The 23860-nt window shown below is 35.8% G+C and carries 21 protein-coding genes; 12 read left to right on the forward strand and 9 right to left on the reverse strand.

Annotation, left to right across the window (positions count from 1 at the left end; all coding sequences use genetic code 11):
• The first annotated feature begins 132 nt into the window (after positions 1-132).
• The 3 genes from AB4J89_RS02980 to AB4J89_RS02990 all read left to right on the forward strand — a co-directional run bounded on the left by AB4J89_RS02980 (position 133) and on the right by AB4J89_RS02990 (position 4710).
• Positions 133-3021 carry a hypothetical protein gene (locus AB4J89_RS02980; RefSeq protein ID WP_368468006.1) on the forward strand — a complete coding sequence of 963 codons (2889 nt, stop codon included), beginning with the start codon at positions 133-135 and terminating at the stop codon, positions 3019-3021.
• 248 nt (positions 3022-3269) lie between these two features.
• Positions 3270-3878 (forward strand): 2OG-Fe(II) oxygenase, encoded by a 609-nt coding sequence (locus AB4J89_RS02985; protein ID WP_088495438.1) that lies wholly within the window; start codon positions 3270-3272, stop codon positions 3876-3878.
• Positions 3879-4125: 247 nt separating this feature from the next.
• Positions 4126-4710, forward strand: a complete 585-nt coding sequence (locus AB4J89_RS02990; protein ID WP_088495439.1) for a molecular chaperone — start codon at positions 4126-4128, stop codon at positions 4708-4710.
• Positions 4711-4819: 109 nt separating this feature from the next.
• Here AB4J89_RS02990 and AB4J89_RS02995 read toward each other — a convergent pair whose 3' ends face one another.
• A complete protein-coding gene (locus AB4J89_RS02995; RefSeq protein ID WP_311754893.1) occupies positions 4820-5374 on the reverse strand; it encodes a lipoprotein in 555 nt (184 codons plus the stop codon).
• Positions 5375-5416: 42 nt separating this feature from the next.
• The gene (gene mdtH, locus AB4J89_RS03000; protein WP_368468009.1) at positions 5417-6619 is read right to left on the reverse strand and encodes a multidrug efflux MFS transporter MdtH; all 1203 of its coding nucleotides are present in this window, start codon (positions 6617-6619) and stop codon (positions 5417-5419) included.
• A 197-nt stretch (positions 6620-6816) separates the two neighbouring features.
• On the opposite strand from mdtH, the gene rimJ reads away from it, so the two are divergent.
• A complete protein-coding gene (gene rimJ, locus AB4J89_RS03005) occupies positions 6817-7398 on the forward strand; it encodes a ribosomal protein S5-alanine N-acetyltransferase (protein ID WP_088495442.1) in 582 nt (193 codons plus the stop codon).
• 96 nt (positions 7399-7494) lie between these two features.
• On the opposite strand, the gene AB4J89_RS03010 is transcribed toward rimJ, so the two are convergent.
• Positions 7495-8142, reverse strand: a complete 648-nt coding sequence (locus AB4J89_RS03010) for a GNAT family N-acetyltransferase (RefSeq protein WP_368468011.1) — start codon at positions 8140-8142, stop codon at positions 7495-7497.
• Positions 8143-8246: 104 nt separating this feature from the next.
• Here AB4J89_RS03010 and AB4J89_RS03015 point away from each other — a divergent pair, with 104 nt between their 5' ends.
• From AB4J89_RS03015 to AB4J89_RS03025, 3 genes are all read left to right on the forward strand, one after another.
• A complete protein-coding gene (locus tag AB4J89_RS03015) occupies positions 8247-8843 on the forward strand; it encodes a TetR/AcrR family transcriptional regulator (protein WP_311754891.1) in 597 nt (198 codons plus the stop codon).
• Positions 8844-8987: 144 nt separating this feature from the next.
• Positions 8988-10523 (forward strand): murein biosynthesis integral membrane protein MurJ, encoded by a 1536-nt coding sequence (gene murJ / locus AB4J89_RS03020; RefSeq protein ID WP_088495445.1) that lies wholly within the window; start codon positions 8988-8990, stop codon positions 10521-10523.
• Between the two features lie 1025 nt (positions 10524-11548).
• Positions 11549-11821, forward strand: coding sequence for a hypothetical protein (locus AB4J89_RS03025; protein WP_088495446.1), 273 nt, complete (start codon positions 11549-11551; stop codon positions 11819-11821).
• A 145-nt stretch (positions 11822-11966) separates the two neighbouring features.
• On the opposite strand, the gene argS is transcribed toward AB4J89_RS03025, so the two are convergent.
• Positions 11967-13697, reverse strand: coding sequence for an arginine--tRNA ligase (argS, locus tag AB4J89_RS03030; protein WP_311754890.1), 1731 nt, complete (start codon positions 13695-13697; stop codon positions 11967-11969).
• 172 nt (positions 13698-13869) lie between these two features.
• Between argS and AB4J89_RS03035 the strand changes: the two genes are divergently transcribed.
• Together AB4J89_RS03035 and cutC are read left to right on the forward strand one after the other, a co-directional pair.
• Positions 13870-14424, forward strand: a complete 555-nt coding sequence (locus tag AB4J89_RS03035; RefSeq protein ID WP_088495448.1) for a VOC family protein — start codon at positions 13870-13872, stop codon at positions 14422-14424.
• Between the two features lie 154 nt (positions 14425-14578).
• Positions 14579-15331 carry a copper homeostasis protein CutC gene (cutC, locus tag AB4J89_RS03040; protein WP_368468014.1) on the forward strand — a complete coding sequence of 251 codons (753 nt, stop codon included), beginning with the start codon at positions 14579-14581 and terminating at the stop codon, positions 15329-15331.
• Between the two features lie 49 nt (positions 15332-15380).
• On the opposite strand, the gene AB4J89_RS03045 is transcribed toward cutC, so the two are convergent.
• The 5 genes from AB4J89_RS03045 to AB4J89_RS03065 form a co-directional block, all read right to left on the reverse strand.
• Positions 15381-16955: an ATP-binding cassette domain-containing protein gene (locus tag AB4J89_RS03045; RefSeq protein WP_311754889.1), complete on the reverse strand. Its 1575-nt coding sequence runs from the start codon at positions 16953-16955 to the stop codon at positions 15381-15383.
• A gap of 228 nt (positions 16956-17183) precedes the next feature.
• The gene (locus AB4J89_RS03050) at positions 17184-18014 is read right to left on the reverse strand and encodes a hypothetical protein (protein ID WP_311754888.1); all 831 of its coding nucleotides are present in this window, start codon (positions 18012-18014) and stop codon (positions 17184-17186) included.
• Positions 18015-18168: 154 nt separating this feature from the next.
• Positions 18169-19143 carry a tRNA 5-methoxyuridine(34)/uridine 5-oxyacetic acid(34) synthase CmoB gene (gene cmoB / locus AB4J89_RS03055; protein ID WP_194950580.1) on the reverse strand — a complete coding sequence of 325 codons (975 nt, stop codon included), beginning with the start codon at positions 19141-19143 and terminating at the stop codon, positions 18169-18171.
• Entirely contained in the window at positions 19143-19895 is a 753-nt protein-coding gene (gene cmoA, locus AB4J89_RS03060; RefSeq protein WP_088496029.1) for a carboxy-S-adenosyl-L-methionine synthase CmoA, read from the reverse strand. The genes cmoB and cmoA overlap by 1 nt, the downstream gene beginning before the upstream one ends.
• A gap of 187 nt (positions 19896-20082) precedes the next feature.
• A complete protein-coding gene (locus AB4J89_RS03065) occupies positions 20083-20481 on the reverse strand; it encodes an MAPEG family protein (protein WP_023582071.1) in 399 nt (132 codons plus the stop codon).
• A gap of 266 nt (positions 20482-20747) precedes the next feature.
• Here AB4J89_RS03065 and aspS point away from each other — a divergent pair, with 266 nt between their 5' ends.
• From aspS to AB4J89_RS03080, 3 genes are read left to right on the forward strand one after another with little or no spacing between them, the layout of a single operon-like run.
• Positions 20748-22532 carry an aspartate--tRNA ligase gene (aspS, locus tag AB4J89_RS03070; RefSeq protein ID WP_368468018.1) on the forward strand — a complete coding sequence of 595 codons (1785 nt, stop codon included), beginning with the start codon at positions 20748-20750 and terminating at the stop codon, positions 22530-22532.
• A 3-nt stretch (positions 22533-22535) separates the two neighbouring features.
• Positions 22536-22970, forward strand: a complete 435-nt coding sequence (nudB, locus tag AB4J89_RS03075) for a dihydroneopterin triphosphate diphosphatase (RefSeq protein ID WP_162556804.1) — start codon at positions 22536-22538, stop codon at positions 22968-22970.
• 27 nt (positions 22971-22997) lie between these two features.
• Positions 22998-23753: a YebC/PmpR family DNA-binding transcriptional regulator gene (locus AB4J89_RS03080; RefSeq protein WP_098942656.1), complete on the forward strand. Its 756-nt coding sequence runs from the start codon at positions 22998-23000 to the stop codon at positions 23751-23753.
• Positions 23754-23860 lie beyond the last annotated feature (107 nt).

The raw sequence follows: 23860 nt of genomic DNA on the forward strand, positions 1-23860 counted from the left end.
TCCTGACTTTCAAAAAAAATCATTTTTTCTGTTATTTATATAATGTAATAAAAATCTGGTTGTAAATAGATATCTCTTACAGTTTATCTTATTGATTATTACCTCATTCTTTTTAAAAATGAGATATAAATAATGAGTGAAATAAAAATAATTAACAGTACGATTCATCCTACCGATACTTTTAGTAGCAAGAAAAAAAAGACCAATGTCGTTGGAATAAATAATAGTAATAATGAGTATAATAAAAAAAACGAAGTGAAAAAAAAAGAGAAAGAATTTAGTTTAAATAATGCAAATAATTATGTGTATTTAGGTTCAACTAATATGTCACTTCTTAACAATATGGGGGTCACACTGACAGATGAAGGCTCATTAATGTTAATTAAAGGGAAAACGTATGATTTATTTACTGGTTTGTATCAAAAGCATATAAAGAATGGATTTAAATATAGTGTATTTAATATTGAATCACAAGCTGACGAAAATATTAAATTTAAAGAACTTTATGTCGATTCTCAAGGTAATTTAATTGGGCGAAAAAGATATGAAAATAAAAATAGTAATGAGTTTTATAAAATTAAATTTAGTAAAATAGAGAAGAGTTATGATTTAAAAGATAATTTATCAAATGAAGCTGATAGCGAAATTATTATAAAATATGAGAAGTATACGCCAGAGAATCGATTTCAGCATGATTTGTCAAGTATAAATAATATTGTTGAACAAAAAGAGAATAATGTTTTAAAGCTAAATAGAGAAGGATTAGATATAACAATAGAAGTTAAAGATAATCAACTTTTCACAACGGGATTACCCGCTACCCTAATTGCTAAAGGAGATGAGGTTGATGGCGACATTTTATTAAAAAAACATAAAATCAAACTACCATTAAAAGAAAAAGATAAAATATTAGCAATTAAGCCAATACTAAATCAGGTTCAACTTGTTGTTGATAAAGGTGATAAAATAAAAATATATTATCTTGATCCTCTAAATATTTTTGCCATTAAAGATTATCAATATGAAGTAACACGGTTAAAACAAGAGCCGCCTTTATCTTTTTATTCAATGGTAGGTGAAAATAATTACAATAATTACCATTCAGGGCAACCCTTTTCGACTCAAACAATAGGTAACTTTAGTAGTCGGCATATTCCTTTTGTTTCGTCATTTATTGATAATGCAAGAATTCATATTGATAAAGCTAAGCAGCAGTATGCATTAAAAAAATATGGTGCAATGATAAAAAATATAGCTAAAAGTATTGATCCTGGGTTTAGAGGACTAATCTCTAATATTAAAGGTTTAACAAATACATCTATTTTACCTAGTAAAAACAAAAATATAGCTTTTTATGGGGCAAAAGAGAATATACATAAAAGTTATAATGTATTAAATAGAGTTATTAAAGGAGTAAATAATGGTATAAAACAAGGTGAAATAATTTACACATTAGTTAAGGAATTAAAAAATAATGAAAGCATTACTATTAATCACGAAAATGATATTCGTGCATTTTTCGGTATTAATGTATTTAACTTGCCCGCTAATGTGGGGGTAAATGCTTTTGTATTAGCTAATTATGCAAAGAATCACTCACTTACATTATCAAAAAATAAAAAAGATGAAGTCATGTTTTCATTTGTTAATAAAGTGAATACCAATATCTCTGGTGGTCTATCAGCAGGAGTAACAAGTTATAATAAGCAATGGAAGGAAGGTACTATTGATTATGGTCTTATTACTCCCGTCATGGCAAGTGTACTCCTTAATATAAATCAAGAGAAACAATCTAATTTTTCATTTTCAGTTGAATTGAAAAATGTAAGTGAGTTTATTAATAAAGGATTAGATCTCTCTGAAAACGAGCTTCAGTATAATTCAATGCTTGAAAAAAAGAATAAAATAGAATTGTCATTAGGAGGCGAATTAAGAAGTGAGATAAGCTTCAATGTTGAAACTGCGCTCAATAAAAATACAAGTGTTATTATACCAAGAAATGCTATTGGTGGTAATGTTGCATTAAACTTAATGAAATTAAATTCAAATGTAAATAAGCTTATTTCTCATGGACAGGTAGACAATGAAAATTCTGAAAGAAAAGTTGATTTTGATTTTTTTGAACTTAATTTTGAATTTTATCGAGATCTAAAAATAACTCCATCAACAACAAGTTCTCAAAGTACTATTCAATGGTATCCTTTAGCTACCGTTAAAAACTTTGAAACGATGCTACAAAAAAAGATTAACTCTTTATTTAAAACACCTGTTTATGATAGTGAATTTTATAAAAACAAGAAAGAATTTGAAGAAAAAAGGAGGAATTTAAAAGGAATATATAAAAGGGTGCTTAAACTAAATAAGTTATTTGATATATACCCTAAAGAATATGATGTTGCCAGTGGTATTAATAAGCTAGATAATATTTATTTATCTTTATCTTCTAATAAAAAACAAAATGAAAAGTTGAATAGTTCATTAAAAATTGAAAAGTCAAATTATAAAAGTGATTTAATAAATAAGCCAGTATATTTAGCTAATGAAAATGCTAATGTAAAACAATTTTTGTTAGATTTAAAAGAGAGAAAAGAAACACTCTCTTCACAAGAAAAAGATAATATGAATGAAAAATTCAAACCTTATTTTATTTCCAAGTATCAATTAGATGCGAAAAGTGAAAATATTTATACTGAGATTAAAGCAAGAGTTCAAACACTTTTAGATGAAGTGAAAACAAATAATAATCTTACATTAAATGAAATCAAGAGTAAGTTAGATAGCTTATATAATGCGTCTAAGAAAGAGTTAAATAAAATTAAGTATAATATTAATTCTATAGATGTTATGTCTGTGAGTGAGCTAGCTGATAAAGGGAAATCATTACCTCTTATATTTTTGCGGTTGGAAAGTAAAAAGTCGATTTCACACCATCAAGTAAAAGGCGAAATTAAATTTGATTACGAACAAAAAGAAAATGGTGATAGAGCATTGAGTAAAATTAACACAAGCTACTATTTCTAAAGAAATTATTTATTTTTCTTAACTATTCTGTAGTGTTATCAGTTATTTTTTCTATAAATAGCTACATTATCAGAATGTTATAAGGATTATCAGGAATAGTAAGTTTTGTTTTATATTGTGATTGTTTGATATTTCAGGGTTTATCACTAATAAAATGAAGTTATCGAAAAGATAAGTTTATTAAATTGTAATTTCACTTAATTTGGTGATATAAAGTTATTTCCCATGTTAATAAGACAATATACTTAATGAATATAGCAGAACTTCTTGAGCAAATAGCAGAGAAAGGATGGTGTGTATGGGATGATTTCCTTACACCCGAGGCTGTTCAACAACTGCGAACTTGTTTTGGTGACAATGCACAACAAGCTCGTATAGGGCGTCGTGAAAATCGGCAGGCAGAGACGGCGATACGTAGTGATAAAATCAGTTGGTTAGAACCAGAAATGGGAGCACCCGTTCAGCATTATTTAATGCAAATGGAGTCTATTCAACGTGCGGTAAATCGTGAGTTTTTTCTTGGACTTTTTGAATATGAAGCGCATTTTGCTTGTTATGAAAAAGGTGCTTTTTATAAAAAACATCTGGATGCATTTAAAGAAAATGTGACTCGGCGATTAACAACAGTATTGTATCTTAATGAGGATTGGAAAAAAGAAGACGGCGGCGAGTTAGTTATTTATGATTTAGAAGATAATAAACTTGCAACAGTTGCTCCTAAAGGTGGACGTTTGGTTGTTTTTCTTTCAGAACAATTCCCTCATGAAGTACTTCCTACTTATAAAGAAAGAATAAGTATTGCAGGGTGGTTTCGTGTGAATGGTGTAAGAGACAATTTTCTTGATATAGCCAGTTAACAAATGCAATAAAATGCTGTTGTCATAAAGTAGTTTATTATAAAACTGCTTTAGAAGATAAGTAGCATGGGATTAGGCGCGTTTCTTATATTAAGTAAAAGACTTAATAATAAGAGCGCGCTTTTTCTGTTTTAAGCGATTAAAAATAGTAAGATTTATATTAACAATAAAAGAGAAATGACGAAAAAAGTTGATTTTCTTACCGTTAAACGCACAATAACGCGAAACTTTTTAGGGTAAAAATACAATGAATGAATTCTCAATAGTTTGCCGGCTTTTAGGTACATTATTCCAACGTGATCCCAATGATCCTATTTTATCACCAATTATTAAAATGATTGGTGAAGGAAAACTTAGCCAGCTATGGCCATTAGAGCAAGATGAGTTATTTAACACATTAAAAAACAGCGTCAAAGATTTAGCCAGTGTTGAAGCGGATTATCAGTCTCTTTTTGGTAGCGAAACTCCGGCTGTGTCTATTTATGCCCATGATTATGAAGAGATCAAAGAAGACGATATTCGTCAATTTTTGATCGCAAGGGGTATGCCTGTTACAGATAATGCAACAGACAGTTTTGGTGCTTTACTACTTGCTGCTTCATGGCTTGAAGATAACTCAGCAGAAGATGAAGTATTGGCACAAATACAATTATTTGATGAATATCTGTTACCTTGGGCTGGAACATTTTTAGGTAAGGTTGAAGCTCATGCAACAACTGGTTTTTATCGCACACTAGCAGGTATTGCGCGTGGTGCATTATCAGCATTACGTGAAGAACTCTCTGATGATGAAGAAGAGAGTGACGATACTGAAGATATGCAAGCAGAGTAATATAACTATTTCTTTGCAAAAGTATTTTATTATTCATAAAAAAGGCAAACCATTAGGTTTGCCTTTCTCATTAATGACGATAAATATTTTTAATCAACTTGCGTAACTATTAGAGTTGGATCACGAATTTACCCGGTTTAACTTCAATTCCTTTAGCCAGTTTAAACGCGGCAGCTTCAGCACTGTTTTTTTCTGGATTAAGAACATAAACAGGGTGATTATCAAAGTAAGTCGTGATTGTTGTATCCAAATAAGGTTTTAGTGCCACAACCACAGCATCCATTTTTTCTGGAGAGACTTTGTAACTATCAATAGCCATTGATTTTATGTATATCGCCCCTTTATCAGCCTGATAAGAAGGTTGCCCTGATAACGTAAGCTCAACTTTAGCGCTAGTCTTACCAAAGAATGAATTAATTATCAGATCAGTTGTACCAGAAAGACTTATTTTACCCGGCTCAGTACGACCAATTTGAATAGAAAGATTGCTTAATTTAATATCAGCAGATACAACCTCATCTTCACCAATATGTTTCTGAAGATTTATTTTTTGACTGATATAGTCATTAATAAGGTTTTCACTCACATCAAATTGCTTGAGCTGATCACACCCTGTGATTAAGCTTGTTAATACTAATATACTGGTTAGAAAAATTGCTTTCATAAACACTCCTTGATCATTGATAACTAAGAGTTTACCTGATCTCTAGGGAGTAAGCATGGCTGTTTCTATTTTTTTACGATTAAATTGGCGATGTAACGCATAAAGTGTTATTAAACCTACAGTTCCTAGTAAGAACCAAGGTAATTCAGGCATGTCAAATTGATTACCTAAATCATACATCCATCCGCCACCTGTATATCCAATAGCTCCACCAAATGCCAAGCCTAAGCGACTAAACCCCATATAACTACCACGAGCGCGAGGATCAGCAAGTGATGCACTTAAGGTTTCGCGTGCAGGCTCTGCTGTAATGGTACCAAGATAGAATAGACCAATAATCAAGAAGATACTTTGTAATGAATGGATCATGCCAACAGGGAACATGCTGATGCTCATTAAAAATAAGCCAGCCATTAAACGCTGTTCTAATTTGAAACGTTTTTCACTCCAGCGAGCAATAGGATAAAGCAACGTTAAAGAAAGTAGAGCTTCAATGGCATACATCCATTTTACAGCAGTTGGTGTACCCGCAATATCATTGACGATAATAGGAAACATCAACATAACTTGAACAGATAATACAAAATAACCTGTCAGGGTTAAGACATAACTGACAAAGCGCTTATCAAGGCATACTCGCTTTAACCCTTCTTTAATTGGTGTTCGGGTTGTGGAGATACGATAAGCAGGTAATAACCAAGCATTAAATAAGGCTGTGATAACAAAAACACCAGCACCGACCCAGCATACTAAATGAAAATCATACTGTAATAACCAGCTACCAATGAGTGCGCCAATAACGGCACCAGCGCTATCTTGCATTAACAATAAAGAGTAAAAACGACCGCGTTCATAAGGACGGGTTAATTTTATAACTAGCGCTGTGCGAGGTGGATCAAATAAAGTTCCACCTAATGCAGATAAAATGCAAGATAACCAAAGTATCCAAGGTTGATCGGCCATTGCCATTAAAGCAAAACCTAAAGCTCGTAATAACATACCTGTTATTATCATTGGTTTTGCACCAAAACGGTCTGCAATAGCGCCGCCAAAAATGCCAAGGCCTTGTTGTACGAGTTGTCTAAGCCCTAAAGCAAAACCGACAATAACACCAGCCCAACCTAATTGTTCGACGAAACGAATAGAAATAAGCGGAAAAACGACGAAAAAACCTAAGACAACTAACATATTGTCAATTAGGAGGAAGTATTTACCCAAAGTACGGGCTTGTGTTACCAGCGCCATTACTCACCATCAATAAGCAAATAATTTAAATAAAATAAGGGGGGAATGAAATAATTTATTTCTTCGACTATTCTGTCTCTAAATGTGCATAATTCCTAGTAAATTAAAGATGATATTTTTTTATTAAGGTTAGTGGCAGAATAAGAAGAGTTGCTTCAGAATTAGGCTTATTTATATCAAAGGATAATGAGATCGTAATGTTTGGTTATCGTGGCGGAATTCCTAAAATTCGTTTTGAAACACAAAGAATGGTAATTCGTTTAGCATACGAACGAGATGCGGAAAGATTGGCTAATTATTATACATTAAATCGTCGTTTTTTAATTCCATGGGAACCCGTAAGAGATAAAACACATTATATACCCTCTGGTTGGGAACACCGTTTACAATATATGAACGAACTGCACCGACAAGAAAGTGCTTTTCATTTTCTACTATTAACACAAAAGGAAGATGAAATTATTGGTGTCGCTAATTACAGCAATGTTATGCGTGGCGCTTTTAATGCCTGTTTTTTAGGCTATTCAGTCGGTGAAAAATGGCAAGGCGAAGGCTATATGTCTGAAGCTTTAACGGAAACACTTCGTTATATGCAGCGACAGCAGGGGATGCATCGTATTATGGCGAATTATATGCCTCATAATTTACGTAGTGGAAACTTATTAGCTAAACATGGTTTTGAACGTGAAGGGTATGCCAAAAACTATCTTCAAATTAATCAAGAGTGGCGAGATCACGTACTGACTGCATTAACAACGCGAACCTATTTTAAACGTTAATATTGGTCATTATGGAAGAAAAGCACTGTTTATAATCATATTAGAAACGTCTTTATGTCAGTGCTTTTAGCCTCTTTTTGATGATAATCGTAATATTTAATAAGCCATTTGATCTGTTTTTTTCAACATATAGTACCAATGTTGAATATGGAAAATAGACTGTGTTAAGCGTGATGACTCTTCTTTTTCAATATAAAATCCATTCTTTTGATACAAATAAAGCGCACCTTTATGATGAATATCGACATAAAGTGATAAATACGCTTTTTTCAGAACATCTTTACTATATTGGGTTATCCACTCAAGTATAGCGTAGGCAATACCGTGTCCTTGATATGATGATAAAACGGCAATATGTGCCAAGTAAGCTTCATTTTCATTTGGCGTATAATCAAATAAAGAAAAGAAAATCTTTTGCCTAATATAATGAATAATACCAAAGCGCCAATAATTTAAGGAGGGTGTTTTAATAAAGGAATTTGCAATAAAGTCGTTTTCTTTTATTACTAAACAAAATGTTGCGATAATTTTTCCATTATCAGTGACAACAAATTGTTGGCTGTTTTTTTTACATGCTAATGAATTCCAAATAGCTTCTAATTGCTGACGTTGATTAGGATTAGTGCTATCAATATTAAAAGCATTTAATTTAAAACGAAATGCTTGTGCAAATAATTGAATAATTTCAGGAATATCTGAAGGTTCTGCAACACGAAGCTGATAGTGTCCATTAAGTAATTGCATGATATCGTTACTCTGCAATAATAGGGTTAACTTTTTAGACTGTTTGGTCTAGTTATTTATAGACTAATCAGTCTAATTTATTTTGTCCAGAGATTTTTAATGTTATGAACAAGACTGTTACTGAAAAACAAAAAGCGAAAATGAAGCATATTATTGATGCTGCAATACGTTGCTTTGCTGTAAAAGGTTTTCACTCCACATCAACAGCAGAAATCTGTCATGAAGCAGGTATGAGTCCAGGAAATGTATTTCATTACTTTCCAAATAAAAATTCGATTATTGAAGCGATAGCATTAGAAGATGCACAACTATTTGACGATATTTTTTGTCGTTATGAAACTGAAGAAGAGTGCATACAGGCAATTATCGATTTAATGAAGGAAATTATAGAGCTCTATAATCACCCAGAATATGCACGTATTAGCATTGAAATTTTTGCTGAAGCCTCACGTAATGCGAGCATTCACGAGATTTTTATTGAAAATGAGAGAAACAATAAACAACGTTTGATTGCGATGCTGAAAAACGGTATTAAAAAAGGGCAGATAGACTCAACACTTGAGCCTGAGAAAATTGCAACATGGTTGTTAGTTATCGCAGATGGTTCAATGGGAAGAAATGTTATTGATCCTGAATTTAATGAAAGAGAGAACCAAATTATGCTGGAAGTGATGTTGAAAAAAATGCTCACGAAGCCATAAGTTGCTATTTTTTAATCGCTTTGGTTAGTCGAAGATAAGTAGAGTCAGCGTATTCTTAGCTAATTGAAGATTGATTTTTCGATGTTAGAGACGGAGTATAGTCCCTTTCTTTTTATTCCATTCAACAAAAATTAGAATGACTTTATGAATTTACTTAAATCACTCGCCGCCGTGAGTTCAATGACCTTATTTTCACGGGTACTTGGATTTATTCGTGATGCAATTATTGCGCGTATTTTTGGCGCAGGTATGGCAACAGATGCTTTTTTTGTTGCTTTTAAATTGCCAAACTTATTACGTCGTATTTTTGCAGAAGGGGCATTTTCTCAAGCATTTGTTCCCATCTTGGCAGAATATAAAAATCAGCAAGGTGAGGAAGCAACGCGTACCTTTATTGCTTATGTTTCGGGTATGCTGACGCTTATTTTAGCCGTGGTCACCGTGATTGGTATTATTGCTGCGCCTTGGGTGATTTATGTTACAGCACCGGGTTTTAGTAGTTCACCTGACAAATTTCAATTAACAACTGATCTATTACGGATCACCTTTCCTTATATTTTTCTTATTTCATTAGCTTCATTGACAGGCTCTATTTTAAATACTTGGAATCGGTTTTCAGTACCCGCTTTTGCACCGACGCTCCTCAATGTCAGCATGATCTTTTTTGCTTTAGTCGTCGCCCCTTACTGTAATCCTCCTATTATGGCTTTGGCGTGGGCGGTTGTTGCGGGAGGGATATTACAACTTGGGTATCAATTACCACATTTGAAAAAAATCGGTATGCTTGTTTTACCGCGTATCTCATTTAGAAATAGCGGTGTTTGGCGTGTGATGAAATTGATGGGACCTGCTATTTTAGGCGTTTCAGTTAGCCAAATATCATTGATTATCAATACTATTTTTGCTTCCTTTTTAGTTTCTGGTTCCGTTTCTTGGATGTATTACGCAGACCGCTTGATGGAGTTACCGACAGGGGTATTAGGGGTTGCATTAGGTACAATCTTACTTCCTTCATTATCTAAGAGCTTCGCCAGTGGCAACACTGAAGAATATAGAAAACTGATGGATTGGGGGTTAAGACTGTGCTTTTTATTAGCACTGCCTTGTACTATTGGTCTAGCGGTACTATCAGGGCCTTTAACAGCATCTTTATTCCAGTATGGTAATTTTAATGCTCATGATGCATTGATGACACAACAAGCACTAATCGCTTACTGTGTTGGGCTAATGGGGTTGATTATCATAAAAATCTTAGCACCAGGTTTTTATTCTCGTCAGGATATTAAAACACCCGTAAAAATTGCAATTGCCACATTGATCCTCACACAATTAATGAACCTTGCATTTATTGGTAGTTTAAAACATGTGGGCCTTGCGCTCTCAATCGGTATTGCGGCTTGTTTCAATGCTTCTATGTTGTTTTGGCAAATCCGTAAGAAAGATATCTATCAACCTTTAGCTGGCTGGCCTGTGTTCTTATTGAAACTTATTATTGCGCTTGCCGTAATGGGCGCTGTATTAGCTGGAATGTTGTGGATCATGCCAAGTTGGGATATTGGTAGTATGCCAATGCGTATATTGCGCTTGTTGTTGGTTGTAGTTGCCGGAGCAGGGAGTTATTTTGTTGCGCTGTATGCATTAGGGTTTAGACCTCGTCATTTCTCACTACGTGCGTTATAACTGAAACAGTGACTCCTCGCTTTTGTATAAAAGCGAGGAGTTGCAAAATTAACAATGTTTTTATCAACACAACTTTCCTCGTTTAGAACCTTTCTCTATTTTTAGACTATTTATAATGCGTCATAGATCACACTTCTAGCATTTAGTCACATGATTCTGACTACTCTTAGAAAGAGAAAAAAGAGCAAGAAAAAACAAAAAACATTTTTCTTGCTCTTTTTTTTATTAAATTTTTTTTCCAATTTCTAAATAGTTTATACAGATTTTAGGCATTGGAACACATTTTTTGATGGTTATTAATAAGTTTATCTAATCATTAATCATATCGAATATCTTTAGACAATTTGTTTACTAATGGTGAGATTCTACATAAAGTAAAAAAATAGACACTATATTCTAAGCACTTACGGTTTGACGAATTATCTTTTTTTAGATAAACTCTCTTGTGTTGTATAGGTTTAAAAATTGACACATCTGTTAAATATTTCTTACTTAATGATGAGATATTGCAAATATTTCAAAATATTGCAGTATATTTTAAAACATTTAATTTTTTTGATTTAAGACATATTATTATTTCTTTATTCAGGTAGATTAACCGTGACTGTAAAGTTATTTGCTTGTTATCGTTCAGTACTACTGAAAGTGATCATATCTATTTTGTCTGCGCTTCAAATAGGTAACACGATTGCTGGGGATAAGCAGTAAACAATAAGTCGTGTGAATAATGAAATTAATGCTAAATCTATTTTTAATAGATAATTAGATTACTGAGAATTCAGTATGGTACACTAATTATTGCTTTCATTTGTCCGCCGTTGTTTTCTGTTTTTCCCTCTCTTTTCTATTCCTTCTCAATATTTCTTATTTTTTTTTATTAATAGCTCAATAACTCAAATATTTCTCCATTTATTCGTTATACTCAAAGCAGTTATAAATCATTAAATATTTCTAGTTTAAAGACTACTAAATAATCACTTTGTGGTTTTTGGTAAAAATAAAAATAAAAGCGTCAAGGAGCTACTATGAAAAAAGCAATTATCATTTCTGTATCATTAGCTACATTATTTCTTGCAGGTTGTACTGCTGACGGAAAAATTAATACCTCAAGACTCACTCCAGTTAACTGTGTGGGCGTATTTGACAAAACTAATGAGAAGCTTGCTTTCACCGCTAAAGATGTCAATGACCGCTTATACAGCCCTAGTAAGCCAATAGATAGTGTAGATGGTTGGATTGATGCAAAAGATATTAGAGGGCTACTGTGTCAGGATGTTATAACTGCTAATGAAGACTAATGATTAAGTAGCATTTGGAAGTTTGATTAGACAATTGTTTGAAGTGTTATTTTAGCTATATTGAATTAAGACTTAATGCATAATAAAAAACCGATGGTTAATGCCATCGGTTTTTTTATCACTGCTATTTGAAAATAGAGATGAATTACATTCTATCTACGGTTTCAATGCCTAAAGTATCTAAACCTTGTTTTAAGGTTCTCGCGGTTAAACGAGCCAGTTTTAGACGGCTTTGACGAGTGTTTTCATCTTCAGCAGATAAAATAGGGCAGTTTTCATAAAAACCAGAGAAGGCTTGTGCCAGATCATAAAGATAAGCACACATAACGTGAGGCGTTCCTTCACGGGAAACTTGCATAATGGTTTCATCAAATTGGACTAAACGTAATGCAAGTTGTTTCTCATGAGATTGTGTTAGTGCGATAGGTTGTGTTAACGCATTTTCATCAATTTCTGCACGTTTGAAGATTGAAGCAACACGAGTATATGCATATTGCATATAAGGTGCTGTATTACCTTCAAAACTTAACATCAGATCCCAATCAAAGATGTAATCTGTTGTACGGTTTTTTGACAAGTCAGCGTATTTAACAGCACCAATACCCACAACGCGAGCAACGTTATTTAATTCGTCTTTATCCATATCTGGATTTTTTTCAGCGATTAATGTACGCGCTCTTTCTTGAGCTTCATCAAGTAAATCGGTTAAACGAATAGTGCCACCAGAACGAGTTTTAAACGGACGACCATCTTTACCTAACATCATACCGAACATATGGTGTTCGAGTGACATTGAATCAGGGATGTAGCCTGCTTTACGAACAATCGTCCAAGCTTGCATTAAATGCTGGTGCTGACGAGAGTCAATATAATAGAGTACGCGATCAGCGTGTAATGTTTCGTGACGGTATTTTGCACAAGCAATATCGGTTGTTGTATATAGGTAGCCACCGTCTTTTTTCTGAACGATAACACCCATAGGTTCACCTTCCTTGTTTTTATACTCATCAAGGAAAACAACCGTTGCACCTTCACTTTCTACTGCAAGACCTTTTGCTTTTAAATCAGCAACAATACCCGCTAACATTGGGTTATAAAGACTTTCACCCATAATGTCATCTTCGGTTAATGTGACGTTAAGGCGTTGATAAGTCACTTGGTTTTGTTGCATGGTGATATCAACTAATTTGCGCCACATTGTACGGCAGTATTCATCACCACTTTGTAATTTCACAACATAATTACGGGCACGCTCTGCGAATACTTCATCTTCATCATAATGTTTTTTCGCTTCGCGATAGAATTCTTCGAGATCAGACAACGCCATATCAGCGGCATTTTCATTCTGTTTTTTCTCTAAATACGCAATTAACATACCAAATTGCGTACCCCAATCACCAAGGTGATTAGCACGAACAACATTATGACCTAAGAAAGACAAAGTACGCGCACTTGCATCACCAATAATGGTCGAGCGTAAGTGACCAACGTGCATCTGTTTCGCAACGTTCGGAGATGAGTAGTCGATAACAATAGTTTGAGGTTCAACGGGTGTTACGTTTAGATGTTCATCCGCTAATGCGGCTTCAGCTTGCTTGGCAACCCATTGTGGAGATAAAAAGATATTGATAAAACCCGGGCCTGCGATTTCAACTTTATCTGCAACATCCGTAATATCGAGCTTTTCTAAGATCTTTTCTGCGAGTTGTCGGGGTGGGGTCCCCATTTTTTTTGCAGCTCCCATGACACCATTTGCCTGATAGTCACCAAATTGTACTTTGGCTGACTGACGGACAAGAGGTTCGCTATCAGCGGGTGCGCCAGCAGCACACATTGCCACACTGATTTTTTCTGAAAGAAAAGCCTGAATATTCACCGGGTTACCTTAAATTATTGAGAAAATAAAACCTGACGACAAAAGCCTGACAGGTTTTTTATAAAGAATTGGGATTAACCTTGAATTTATAACATATTCCGGCTAGAACATGCTACCATCTCGGCCTTATCTTTAAGGTTTTTTCTCTGTTTTTTCATTAAGGTTATTCAAAATGGTGTTATTTTCTTCAATTCCTCAATTAAATGATTTAACTCACGAGCTTTCTTTGTTTGAAGAAAATATGACGCTATTTGCCAATAGTTTGAGTATAGATTTATCCGCCCATCTCACGGATCACGTATCGTTACGTTGTCACGATTTAGCGTTAGCGGAGCAGTGGAGAGCAGGATTAAGTCAGTGTGGAAAGTGTATTTCTGATAATGTAATTAATGGACGACCAATATATTTATTTCAATTAGAAACGCCATTAACTATTTTAAATCAATCTGTTTCCATCGTTGAGTTACCTTTTCCCACAAATAAAAAATATGAGTATCAAGGTTGGGAGCATATTGAGCAAGTGATCCCCGTTGAGCCAACTGATTTAGTGACTAAAGTTATGTCATTTTTACCTGAAATGTTACCTGAGAGTGTTAGCTTAAAAATCAGTGAACCTAAAGGTGAGAAAGAACGTTTACCTAATCCAACAGTGGCTATTTCTAATGGAAAAGTCACAGTGAAGTATCATCCTTATTCGTTACTTGAAATCGTAGAAAGTGAGTGTTGAGCGACACTTTCAGAAAATAGTTTGCTTGTGTCAGCACAAAATTCTGATAGCAGAATTGAATGAATAACGAGATTCGACAACTATTGTTAGAAATCGCTAAGAAATGATGTTTATTTTCTGATTACTTTCTTTATTAAGGATGGAGAGGGATGATATGGCTACGTTGGAGATTTGTTGTTTTGGCACTGAATGTGCGTTGGTAGCAGAACGAGCGGGTGCAGACAGAATAGAGCTGTGCACGAGTCCAGCAGAAGGTGGCATTACGCCAAGCTTTGGAATGCTAAGACAAGTCAGAGATTTGGTTCGTATTCCCGTTCATCCCATTGTTCGCCCTCGTGGTGGTGATTTTTGTTATACACAAGCTGATTTTTCAGCAATGAAAAATGATATTAGTTTGATCCGTGATATGGGGTTTTCAGGAGCAGTTGTTGGTCTTTTAAATGAAGAAGGGCATATTGATTTACCTAAAATGGAAATTTTAATGGAGCTTGCAGGCCCATTAGCCATTACTTTTCATCGCGCTTTTGATATGTGTATTAATCCATTATTAGCGCTAGAACAACTGACTCAGCTAGGTGTTTCTCGTATTCTAACGTCAGGGCAGCAGGCAAACGCGGAACTAGGTTTGCCATTATTACGAACGTTAAATGAGAAAACACAGGGCCCTATCATTATGGCGGGGGCTGGTGTAAGGCTCAGTAATATCCAAAAATTCCTAGATGTAGGATTAAAAGAAATACACAGTTCAGCAGGAAAAGTAGCACCTTCAACTATGATTTATCGTAAAGCGGGTGTAACAATGAGCTCTGATAGTGAAGTAGATGAATTTACGCATTACTGTGTGGATGAAGATACGGTTGGAGCAATGAAAGATATTATGAGTATTCATGCACCATTAGCATCTTAATTAGCACAAATTAACGATTTTAGAACTGCGCCTTTATGGCGCAGTTTTTTTATATAATCTCGCCTAATAATAACGTATGTGTAATGCCACAGCGTTCCACAAAAGCTTCATCATGCGAAACTAGTAATAATGTCCCCTGATATTCAACGAGTAAATTTTCCAATAGTTGTTTGGACTCGATATCAAGGTGATTATCTGGCTCATCGAGTAATAATACCGCAGGTGGTTTTGGGCTATGAGTTAAGGCCAATAACGTTGCTTTTAATTGCTCGCCACCACTTAGTTTTTCGAGCGGTAGTAAAGATTTATCACCTCTAATTCTCAACATACCAAGGCGTGTTCGCCATTGCTCAATAGAAATAGCAGGCTGATATTGGTGTAGTGCTTGTGCAACAGGCAATGTTTTATCAAGTAAAGCAAGGTGTTGATCGAGATAGCAATAGTCTTTGTTTAGACGAAACTCACCAGAAAGAGGTGCAATTTGTTCGATCAAACATTTTAATAATGTTGATTTCCCACATCCGTTTTTACCTTTAATATGCCAATGTTCATTACCGTAAGCTGAAAATGAAATCGGGCTCTGATAACCATATGGAAGTTGAAGATTATCAACAAATACATTTAAACGGTGACCATCACTTTGATAATTCAACACCATTTTTTGTTGATGAACATGTGATTTTTCCTCATCGACACCTTGTTTTTGAGATTGCATATCATCGATTACGCGCTGATGACGCTTTGCAACTGCAGATTGTCTTTGTTCAGCCCGATTTGTTTGCATATCCAATAAAAGTAAGCACTGGGAGCCACTTTGCCTAATTGATTCGCCTTGTCGTTTTCGTTGTGCTGCTTTTTGTAATGTCGCTTGTTGCTGGCGTTTCTCATTTTTAATTTGGCTGTTTAGTCGATCACTTGCGGCTTCCAACGAGGCTATTTCTGCACTTTTTTGTGTCTCATATAAAGTATAATTTCCTCCATATTCAGATAAACCTTTCTCACTTAATTCAAGAATCGTATCCGCATATGAGAGCAAGTTTCGATTATGACTAACAATAAGAGATCCTGCTTTGTGCTGAGCTAACTGTTTTATTAACCATTGTTGTCCTTGATAATCAAGATGGTTATCTGGCTCATCTAAGAGCAGAAAACTCTGCTCGCATAAAAAAGCGCGGCAAAGTGCTAAACGTGTCTGTTCTCCACCACTTAGATGTGCGATAGGGGTATCTAATGCGACAGGGAGTTGTGCTGAATCTAATAAATTCTGCCACGTAACAGGAAGCTGCCATTTGCCATCGAGTAACTCAATATCTTCTAATGTAGCAATACCTGCATCAACGCGTTGAAATGCCAGATAAATTTCATGAATATCTAACGCTTGAGCAAGTGTATCGCCTTGTAATCGGGTTAATTGATCAACGTGAACAAAAGGCATATTCCAATTAACTTTGCCTGATGTCGGTAATATTTTTTGTGCTAATAATCTTAATAGTACAGATTTTCCTTTACCGTTATGACCGATTAATGCATTTTGCTGACAAGCCAATGAGCGAGTTAATGGTGGAAAAAGAACTTGCTGATTAAATTCGATAGTAAGTTGTGAGAAGTGACAGGCTATTGTCATAGTAATACCTCCTAAACGAAATAGGTGGCAGACAGCCGTGATCTATTTTAGATGCGACGAAATAAATTATTGTCTGCCAGTAACAGAAAATAAATACCCAAAAGGTATTTGAAAAAATTTTCTGGCAGAATTTAATTCATCGTAGGGAAGTGCCTCTTAAAAAATAAAATAGGATAGGGAATGTAACGCGCTCATTATAGCGACAAACATGCCCAGATCAATAGGAGATTAACGTCGTGATCCGCGAGTTGCTTTTTCTCTGTTATAACTATATTTAAATTTAATTTTTCTATAAAGAGGTGAAAACATTGTCATTGTCAGAAAAATAAAAGGAATGGTATATAAAAGTGTTCCTAACGCCATGCCAACATGAGGTGCATTAAAATATTCACTATGAGAGGTGATTAAATTTAAATAATTTACTTTGTTTAAATATTCAGGTGTTAATCCACCATAAGGAACAATAAAGCGAATTATTGCAATTAAGAATATGCAAAATAGAAAATTGAGCGTCATATATGCGGAATTAAGAACGTTTTTATTCCAAGCTTCTCTACTTTTTGCTTGATAGCTACCAATAAGGCGATTAGCGATGATAACCGCGTAGAGCCAAAGTACAATGTTTTCATCGCCCATAACAAAACTATTAATCATAAAGGCGAATACGCTATAAGCAGGGATAAGAACAAAAATAAGTTTAGTTCGTGCTAGCACAGCCATAAATAGGCCTGAATGAACAAGAACAAACTCAAAGATAAAAATAACGGTTAAATTATAAATGGTTTGAACGCTAAACAACGCGGGATAACACCATGCGGTAATAATAAAAGCGATATAAAAGAATTGAGTAAAATAATCAAACCAAGAGAATAACGCACTGATTTTACGCTGCAATGGCGTAAGTACAATAGATGACTCACTTTCTAAAAAATTTTGATTAGAAAAAAAGAGTTCTCGTTTTTCATTCTCTTTTCGGCACTCGTTAAGAGCCAGAGATTGTTGTTTTTGTTGTGCGATCCTTTTTTGTTTAGCTTGTTTGTTTTCTTTATATTTCGCCATGATGAACTTTTATAGAGTCAATTTTATCGATGTAAATATGGTTTAAGTTAGAATAAGTAATTTTAAATATTTAGATTGATATGAAAAAAAGGATATCTCGATAAGATACCCTTTTTGTAATGATTATCTGTAACACACTTAAAATAAATAAAACTTAAGGCTTAGTTGCAATTAATATCGCACGTTTAGGTGCCGGATAACCTTCAACTGTTTTTGTTTTATCATCAGCATCTAAGAATGCCTCTAATGAATCCGTTACCATCCAATCCGTTTTACGTTGTTCATCAAGAGAGGTTGTGTTTTCATCGACAATGCGCACATCTTTAAAGCCACATTTTTCTAGCCAAACTTTCAGCATTTTTGCAGATGGAATAAAGTACACATTACGCATTTGCGCATAACGTTCACCCGGGATCAGACATTGGAATTCATCACCATCAACAACGAGGCTTTCTAATACTAATTCGCCACCAGACACTAATTGGTTCTTTAATTGCCATAAATGATCAAGAGGTGAGCGGCGATGATAAAGTACACCCATAGAAAATACGGTATCGAAGGCATTTAATTCTGGCATTTGCTCAATACCAACAGGAATTAAATGTGCGCGTTGGTCATTACCTAATAATTTTCTGACTGCTTCAAATTGACATAAGAAAAGTTGAGTAGGGTCGATCCCGACAACAAATTCTGCGCCTTCACCTAACATCCGCCACATGTGATAACCACTGCCACAACCAACATCTAATACTAAACGGCCTTCAAGTGGTGAAAGATGCGGTAAAACACGATCCCACTTCCAATCAGAGCGCCATTCTGTGTCGATATCGACGCCATAAAGTGAAAATGGACCTTTACGCCACGGCATTAAATTTTTTAAAACGTTGCTTAATCCCAGTTGCTCGCCTGCGCTTAATGCTGGAGTATGCTGAGCAATCACGCCATTTTTTAAGTCAATCTCAGTAGGGGCAATCTCTGGCAAGCCATCAAGCATTCTTTCCCATGAGGAAAAGTGACCGTGTAACGCATTTGAGCGCCATTCTGATAATTGAGCAGGTAATGTATCTAACCAATGAAATAAGCGCTCATCTTGCGCAATAAGTTGATAAAACGAGCCAAAATTAATCATTAATTATTGCCTTTAATCGCTAAAAGAGAGCCGAAATTAAAACATTGGAACCAAACTTCCGCATGTGGGAAACCTGCATTATGTAAGCGCGTTTTATGTGTTTCAACAGAATCGGTCAGCATAACATTTTCTAACATGCTACGTTTTTGGCTAATTTCTAATTCACTGTAACCATTAGCGCGTTTGAAATCATGGTGCATATTAAACAGTAACTCACCAATTTCTTTATCTTCAAAACTGAATTTTTCAGAAAGTACTAACACACCGCCGGGATTAAGACCTTGGTAAATTCGGTTTAATAATATTTGGCGATCGTTTGGTGCTAAGAATTGCAAGGTGAAGTTAAGTACGACCATTGAGGCGTTGTTGATCTCGATATCAAGAATATCACCTTCAATAATATCAACGGGTGTATCTGCTTTATAGGCATCAATATGGCGCTGACAGCGTTCTACCATTGCCGGTGAATTATCAACACCAATAATTTTGCAACCAGTGGCATCAATATTACGACGCATGGAAAGGGTTGCTGCACCTAAAGAACAGCCTAAATCGTAGACTTGGCTATTGGGTGTAACAAAGCGACCTGCAAGCATACCAATCATGGAGATGATATTAGAGTAACCCGGTACTGAGCGTTTTATCATATCAGGAAACACTTCAGCGACTTTTTCATCAAAGCGCCAGTCACCAAGGTTAGCGATAGGTGTCGCAAATAAGCTGTCTTGTTGTGATGATTTTGAATTCGACATAACTAAAATAGGTTTAAGGAATAAAAGAAGCAAGCATTCTACCAGAAGCGACGGTGCTCACAAAGTTGCATTATTTAGAAAGAAATTGGAAAAAATAAATAAACCTTTTTGATACCTTGCCGTTATTAGACACAACAGCAAGGATGTCGGTTTTGATCATGGATGATCATGTTATTCCCGCGAGGACTTAGTAATAAAAGGAAAAGATTTGTATCCAAGGAAGGAAATAAATATTAGCAATGATCATCAATACCATTGATAAGTAAGTGGCTGCCATGCCTGAACGACGCCAGCGAAGTTCACGGTGTTTTAATCCATAAGAGTGTAAAAAACGACCTGCGATTAAAATTGAGCCACAGATGTGTACCATCCAAACAAAAGCACCATTCATTTCCATGACCAGCAATAAGATCATGGAAATAGGAATATATTCTACCGCATTGCCGTGAACACGGATGGCTGTTTGTAATTCATAAAAGCCACCATCACCATAAGCAACCCGATATTGTGTTCTGAGTTTTACGACATTGAGGGACAATTTAATCAATAATAGTGCGCCCAGTACGATATAAAGCGAGCTAACCATCTTTTCTCCATTGCCAAAGCCAAAAAACGGCGAATTTAATGATAAACCTCAAAGCGACTTCTGTCGCTATAAATAATTATTATTAATTAATTGTTTGGGGATTAGCAAATCCTTGAAAAGATGTATCATATAAACTAGGTCTATACTCTTATCTCCGGGAAGAATTTTCGTTATAATGTCTGCCTTTTTTTTGACACTACTCGAAAAAGACTATTGCCAAAATTTCCGCAGCAGAAAGCACAACAAGCTGAGTAAAAGGATATTGTATGCGTACTAATTATTGTGGGCAGTTGAATAGCGCCCATGTGGGCCAAAAAGTGACTCTTTGTGGTTGGGTTAACCGTCGCCGTGACTTAGGTGGACTTATCTTTATTGATATGCGAGATCGCGAAGGTATTGTTCAAGTCTTCTTTGACCCAGAGCAGAAAGAGGCATTTTCTCAGGCTTCAGAACTGCGTAATGAATTTTGTATTCAAGTCACAGGAACAGTACGCGCTCGTCCTGATAGCCAAGTTAATAAAAATATGGCAACAGGTGAAATTGAGTTAGCGGCAGAATCTCTGTCTATTTTTAACCGTTCAGAGCCATTACCGTTAGATAGCAATCAAACAAATACTGAAGAGCGTCGTTTAACTTATCGTTATTTAGACCTGCGTCGCCCTGAAATGTCAGATCGCTTAAAAACCCGTGCTAAAATCACAAGCTTTGTTCGCCGTTTTATGGATGGTGAAGGTTTCCTTGATGTTGAAACCCCAATGCTGACAAAAGCGACACCAGAAGGTGCGCGTGACTATTTAGTCCCAAGCCGTGTACATAAAGGTAAATTCTACGCATTACCACAATCACCACAGCTTTTTAAACAGCTACTGATGATGTCTGGCTTTGATCGTTACTATCAAATCGTAAAATGCTTCCGTGATGAAGACTTACGTGCTGACCGTCAGCCTGAATTTACACAAATCGATGTTGAAACCTCTTTTATGAGTGCAGACCAAGTGCGCGAAGTGATGGAGCGTATGATCCATGCATTATGGTTAGATATTCTGAATGTCGATTTAGGTGCGTTCCCAGTAATGACTTTTGCTGAAGCAATGCGTCGTTATGGTTCGGACAAACCAGATTTACGTAACCCAATGGAACTTAAAGACATCGCTGATTTAGTCAAAGATGTTGAGTTCAGTGTATTTGCACAAGCAGCAAATGATGAAAGATGCCGTGTTATCGCATTGCGTGTACCGGGTGGCGCATCATTAACCCGTAAAAATATCGACGAATATACACAGTTTGTTGGTATTTACGGCGCTAAAGGCCTTGCGTGGATGAAAGTCAATGAAAGCGCGAAAGGCATTGAAGGTGTACAAAGTCCAATCGCTAAATTCCTGACTAACGATGTTGTTAACTCAATTTTAGAAACAACAGACGCAACAGACGGTGATTTAATTTTCTTTGGTGCAGGTCGTAAAGGCACAATGAGTGATGCGATGGGTGCTCTGCGTCTGAAAGTGGGTCGTGATCTTGAGTTAACCGATTTAAATGCATGGAAACCATTGTGGGTTATCGACTTCCCAATGTTTGAAGAAGATGAAGAAACAGGTAGCTTAAGTGCGATGCACCATCCATTTACTTCTCCAAAAGACTTATCACCAGCTGAATTGACTGCTCACCCAGTAGGTGCAGTGGCAAATGCTTATGATATGGTTATCAATGGTTATGAAGTAGGTGGCGGTTCAGTACGTATTCACCGTAATGAAATGCAACAAGCAGTCTTTAGCATTTTAGGTATTGCACCGAATGAGCAACAAGAGAAATTTGGTTTCTTATTAGATGCGCTTAAATTTGGTACTCCACCACATGCAGGTTTAGCATTCGGTTTAGACCGTTTAGTGATGTTATTAACGGGTACTGATAACATTCGTGATGTTATTGCTTTCCCTAAAACAACTGCTGCTGCGTGTTTAATGACTAATGCACCAAGCTTTGCTAATGAAGATTCTTTAAAAGAGTTAGCGATTGCAGTAACTCAAAAAGAAGTTAGCGAAGATAAAGAGTAAATGATGAAATATAAGCGCCCGATATCCGTTTTAGTTGTTATTTATGCAAAAGAAACCAAACGGGTGCTTATGCTAAAGCGTCGAGATGATCCTGATTTCTGGCAATCTGTGACCGGCAGTTTAGAAGCGGAAGAATCGCCTTTTCAAACGGCGTTGCGCGAAGTGCAAGAAGAAGTTGGAATTGATATCATAAAAGAAAATCTTGAGCTGGTGGATTGCCACCGCTCAATTCTTTTTGAGATTTTTGCACATTTTCGACATCGTTATGCACCAGATGTCACACATTGTCAGGAACATTGGTTTACATTAGCACTGCCCACAGAGCGAGATATTGTGCTAACTGAGCATTCGCAATACCAATGGCTAGACGCACCACTGGCGGCAAAATTAACAAAATCCGCCAGTAATCAGCAAGCGATTGAAGAATTTGTTATTTAATGATTAGACCACGTTTGGAGATATTTCATGGCAGGTCATAGTAAATGGGCCAATACAAAACACCGTAAAGCAGCGCAAGATGCGAAACGCGGTAAAATTTTCACTAAAATCATCCGTGAATTAGTTACAGCAGCACGTTTAGGTGGTGGTGATCCTGCAACTAACCCGCGCTTACGTGCGGCAGTTGATAAAGCATTATCGAACAACATGACTCGTGACACCTTAAACCGTGCAATTGCACGAGGTGTGGGTAATGATGAGAACGATAATATGGAAACCATCATTTATGAAGGCTATGGCCCAGCAGGTACTGCTGTGATGGTTGAATGCTTAAGTGATAATCGTAACCGTACTGTTTCCGATGTTCGCCATGCATTTACCAAAACAGGTGGTAACTTAGGAACAGATGGTTCTGTATCTTATCTGTTTACCAAAAAAGGTGTTATTTCATACGCACCGGGTGTTGATGAAGATGCTATTATGGAAGCTGCGTTAGAAGCCGGTGCTGACGACGTTGAAACTTTTGATGATGGTGCTATTGATGTTTACACCACACCAGAATCTTTTGGTGAAGTAAAAGATGCGATGGATGCAGCAGGTTTTGTTGCTGAATCAGCAGAAGTTTCTATGATCCCATCGACTAAAGCAGAATTAGATATTGAAACTGCACCAAAATTAATGCGTCTTATCGATATGTTAGAAGACAGTGATGACGTGCAAGAAGTGTATCACAACGGTGATATCTCAGATGAAGTTGCAAAACAACTGGAAGATATCCTGTAATCGTTCTAGCGATTATCAAAAATAACGGTGTTTAAGGCTGTTATTAAAAGTGCGAAGAGAAGAGCAGAGCAGATTTTTTTGCTCTTTTCTCTCGCCATCGACCATAT

The organism is Proteus sp. STS61-E (assembly GCF_040932335.1).
In the GTDB taxonomy this organism is placed as follows: Bacteria; Pseudomonadota; Gammaproteobacteria; order Enterobacterales; family Enterobacteriaceae; genus Proteus; species Proteus mirabilis_B.

Excerpts from the sequence above, each read along its gene's own strand:
- AB4J89_RS02990 (WP_088495439.1), top strand. The coding sequence starts at position 4,126 with ATGAATGAATTCTCAATAGTTTGCCGGCTTTTAGGTACATTATTCCAA.
- murJ (WP_088495445.1), top strand. The coding sequence starts at position 8,988 with ATGAATTTACTTAAATCACTCGCCGCCGTGAGTTCAATGACCTTATTT.
- aspS (WP_368468018.1), top strand. The coding sequence starts at position 20,748 with ATGCGTACTAATTATTGTGGGCAGTTGAATAGCGCCCATGTGGGCCAA.
- nudB (WP_162556804.1), top strand. The coding sequence starts at position 22,536 with ATGAAATATAAGCGCCCGATATCCGTTTTAGTTGTTATTTATGCAAAA.
- AB4J89_RS03035 (WP_088495448.1), top strand. The coding sequence starts at position 13,870 with ATGGTGTTATTTTCTTCAATTCCTCAATTAAATGATTTAACTCACGAG.
- AB4J89_RS03080 (WP_098942656.1), top strand. The coding sequence starts at position 22,998 with ATGGCAGGTCATAGTAAATGGGCCAATACAAAACACCGTAAAGCAGCG.
- mdtH (WP_368468009.1), bottom strand. The coding sequence starts at position 6,619 with ATGGCGCTGGTAACACAAGCCCGTACTTTGGGTAAATACTTCCTCCTA.
- AB4J89_RS03050 (WP_311754888.1), bottom strand. The coding sequence starts at position 18,014 with ATGGCGAAATATAAAGAAAACAAACAAGCTAAACAAAAAAGGATCGCA.
- AB4J89_RS03045 (WP_311754889.1), bottom strand. The coding sequence starts at position 16,955 with ATGACAATAGCCTGTCACTTCTCACAACTTACTATCGAATTTAATCAG.
- AB4J89_RS02995 (WP_311754893.1), bottom strand. The coding sequence starts at position 5,374 with ATGAAAGCAATTTTTCTAACCAGTATATTAGTATTAACAAGCTTAATC.
- rimJ (WP_088495442.1), top strand. The coding sequence starts at position 6,817 with ATGTTTGGTTATCGTGGCGGAATTCCTAAAATTCGTTTTGAAACACAA.
- AB4J89_RS03015 (WP_311754891.1), top strand. The coding sequence starts at position 8,247 with ATGAACAAGACTGTTACTGAAAAACAAAAAGCGAAAATGAAGCATATT.
- AB4J89_RS03010 (WP_368468011.1), bottom strand. The coding sequence starts at position 8,142 with ATGCAATTACTTAATGGACACTATCAGCTTCGTGTTGCAGAACCTTCA.
- cmoA (WP_088496029.1), bottom strand. The coding sequence starts at position 19,895 with ATGTCGAATTCAAAATCATCACAACAAGACAGCTTATTTGCGACACCT.
- AB4J89_RS02980 (WP_368468006.1), top strand. The coding sequence starts at position 133 with ATGAGTGAAATAAAAATAATTAACAGTACGATTCATCCTACCGATACT.
- AB4J89_RS03025 (WP_088495446.1), top strand. The coding sequence starts at position 11,549 with ATGAAAAAAGCAATTATCATTTCTGTATCATTAGCTACATTATTTCTT.
- AB4J89_RS03065 (WP_023582071.1), bottom strand. The coding sequence starts at position 20,481 with ATGGTTAGCTCGCTTTATATCGTACTGGGCGCACTATTATTGATTAAA.
- AB4J89_RS02985 (WP_088495438.1), top strand. The coding sequence starts at position 3,270 with ATGAATATAGCAGAACTTCTTGAGCAAATAGCAGAGAAAGGATGGTGT.
- cutC (WP_368468014.1), top strand. The coding sequence starts at position 14,579 with ATGGCTACGTTGGAGATTTGTTGTTTTGGCACTGAATGTGCGTTGGTA.
- cmoB (WP_194950580.1), bottom strand. The coding sequence starts at position 19,143 with ATGATTAATTTTGGCTCGTTTTATCAACTTATTGCGCAAGATGAGCGC.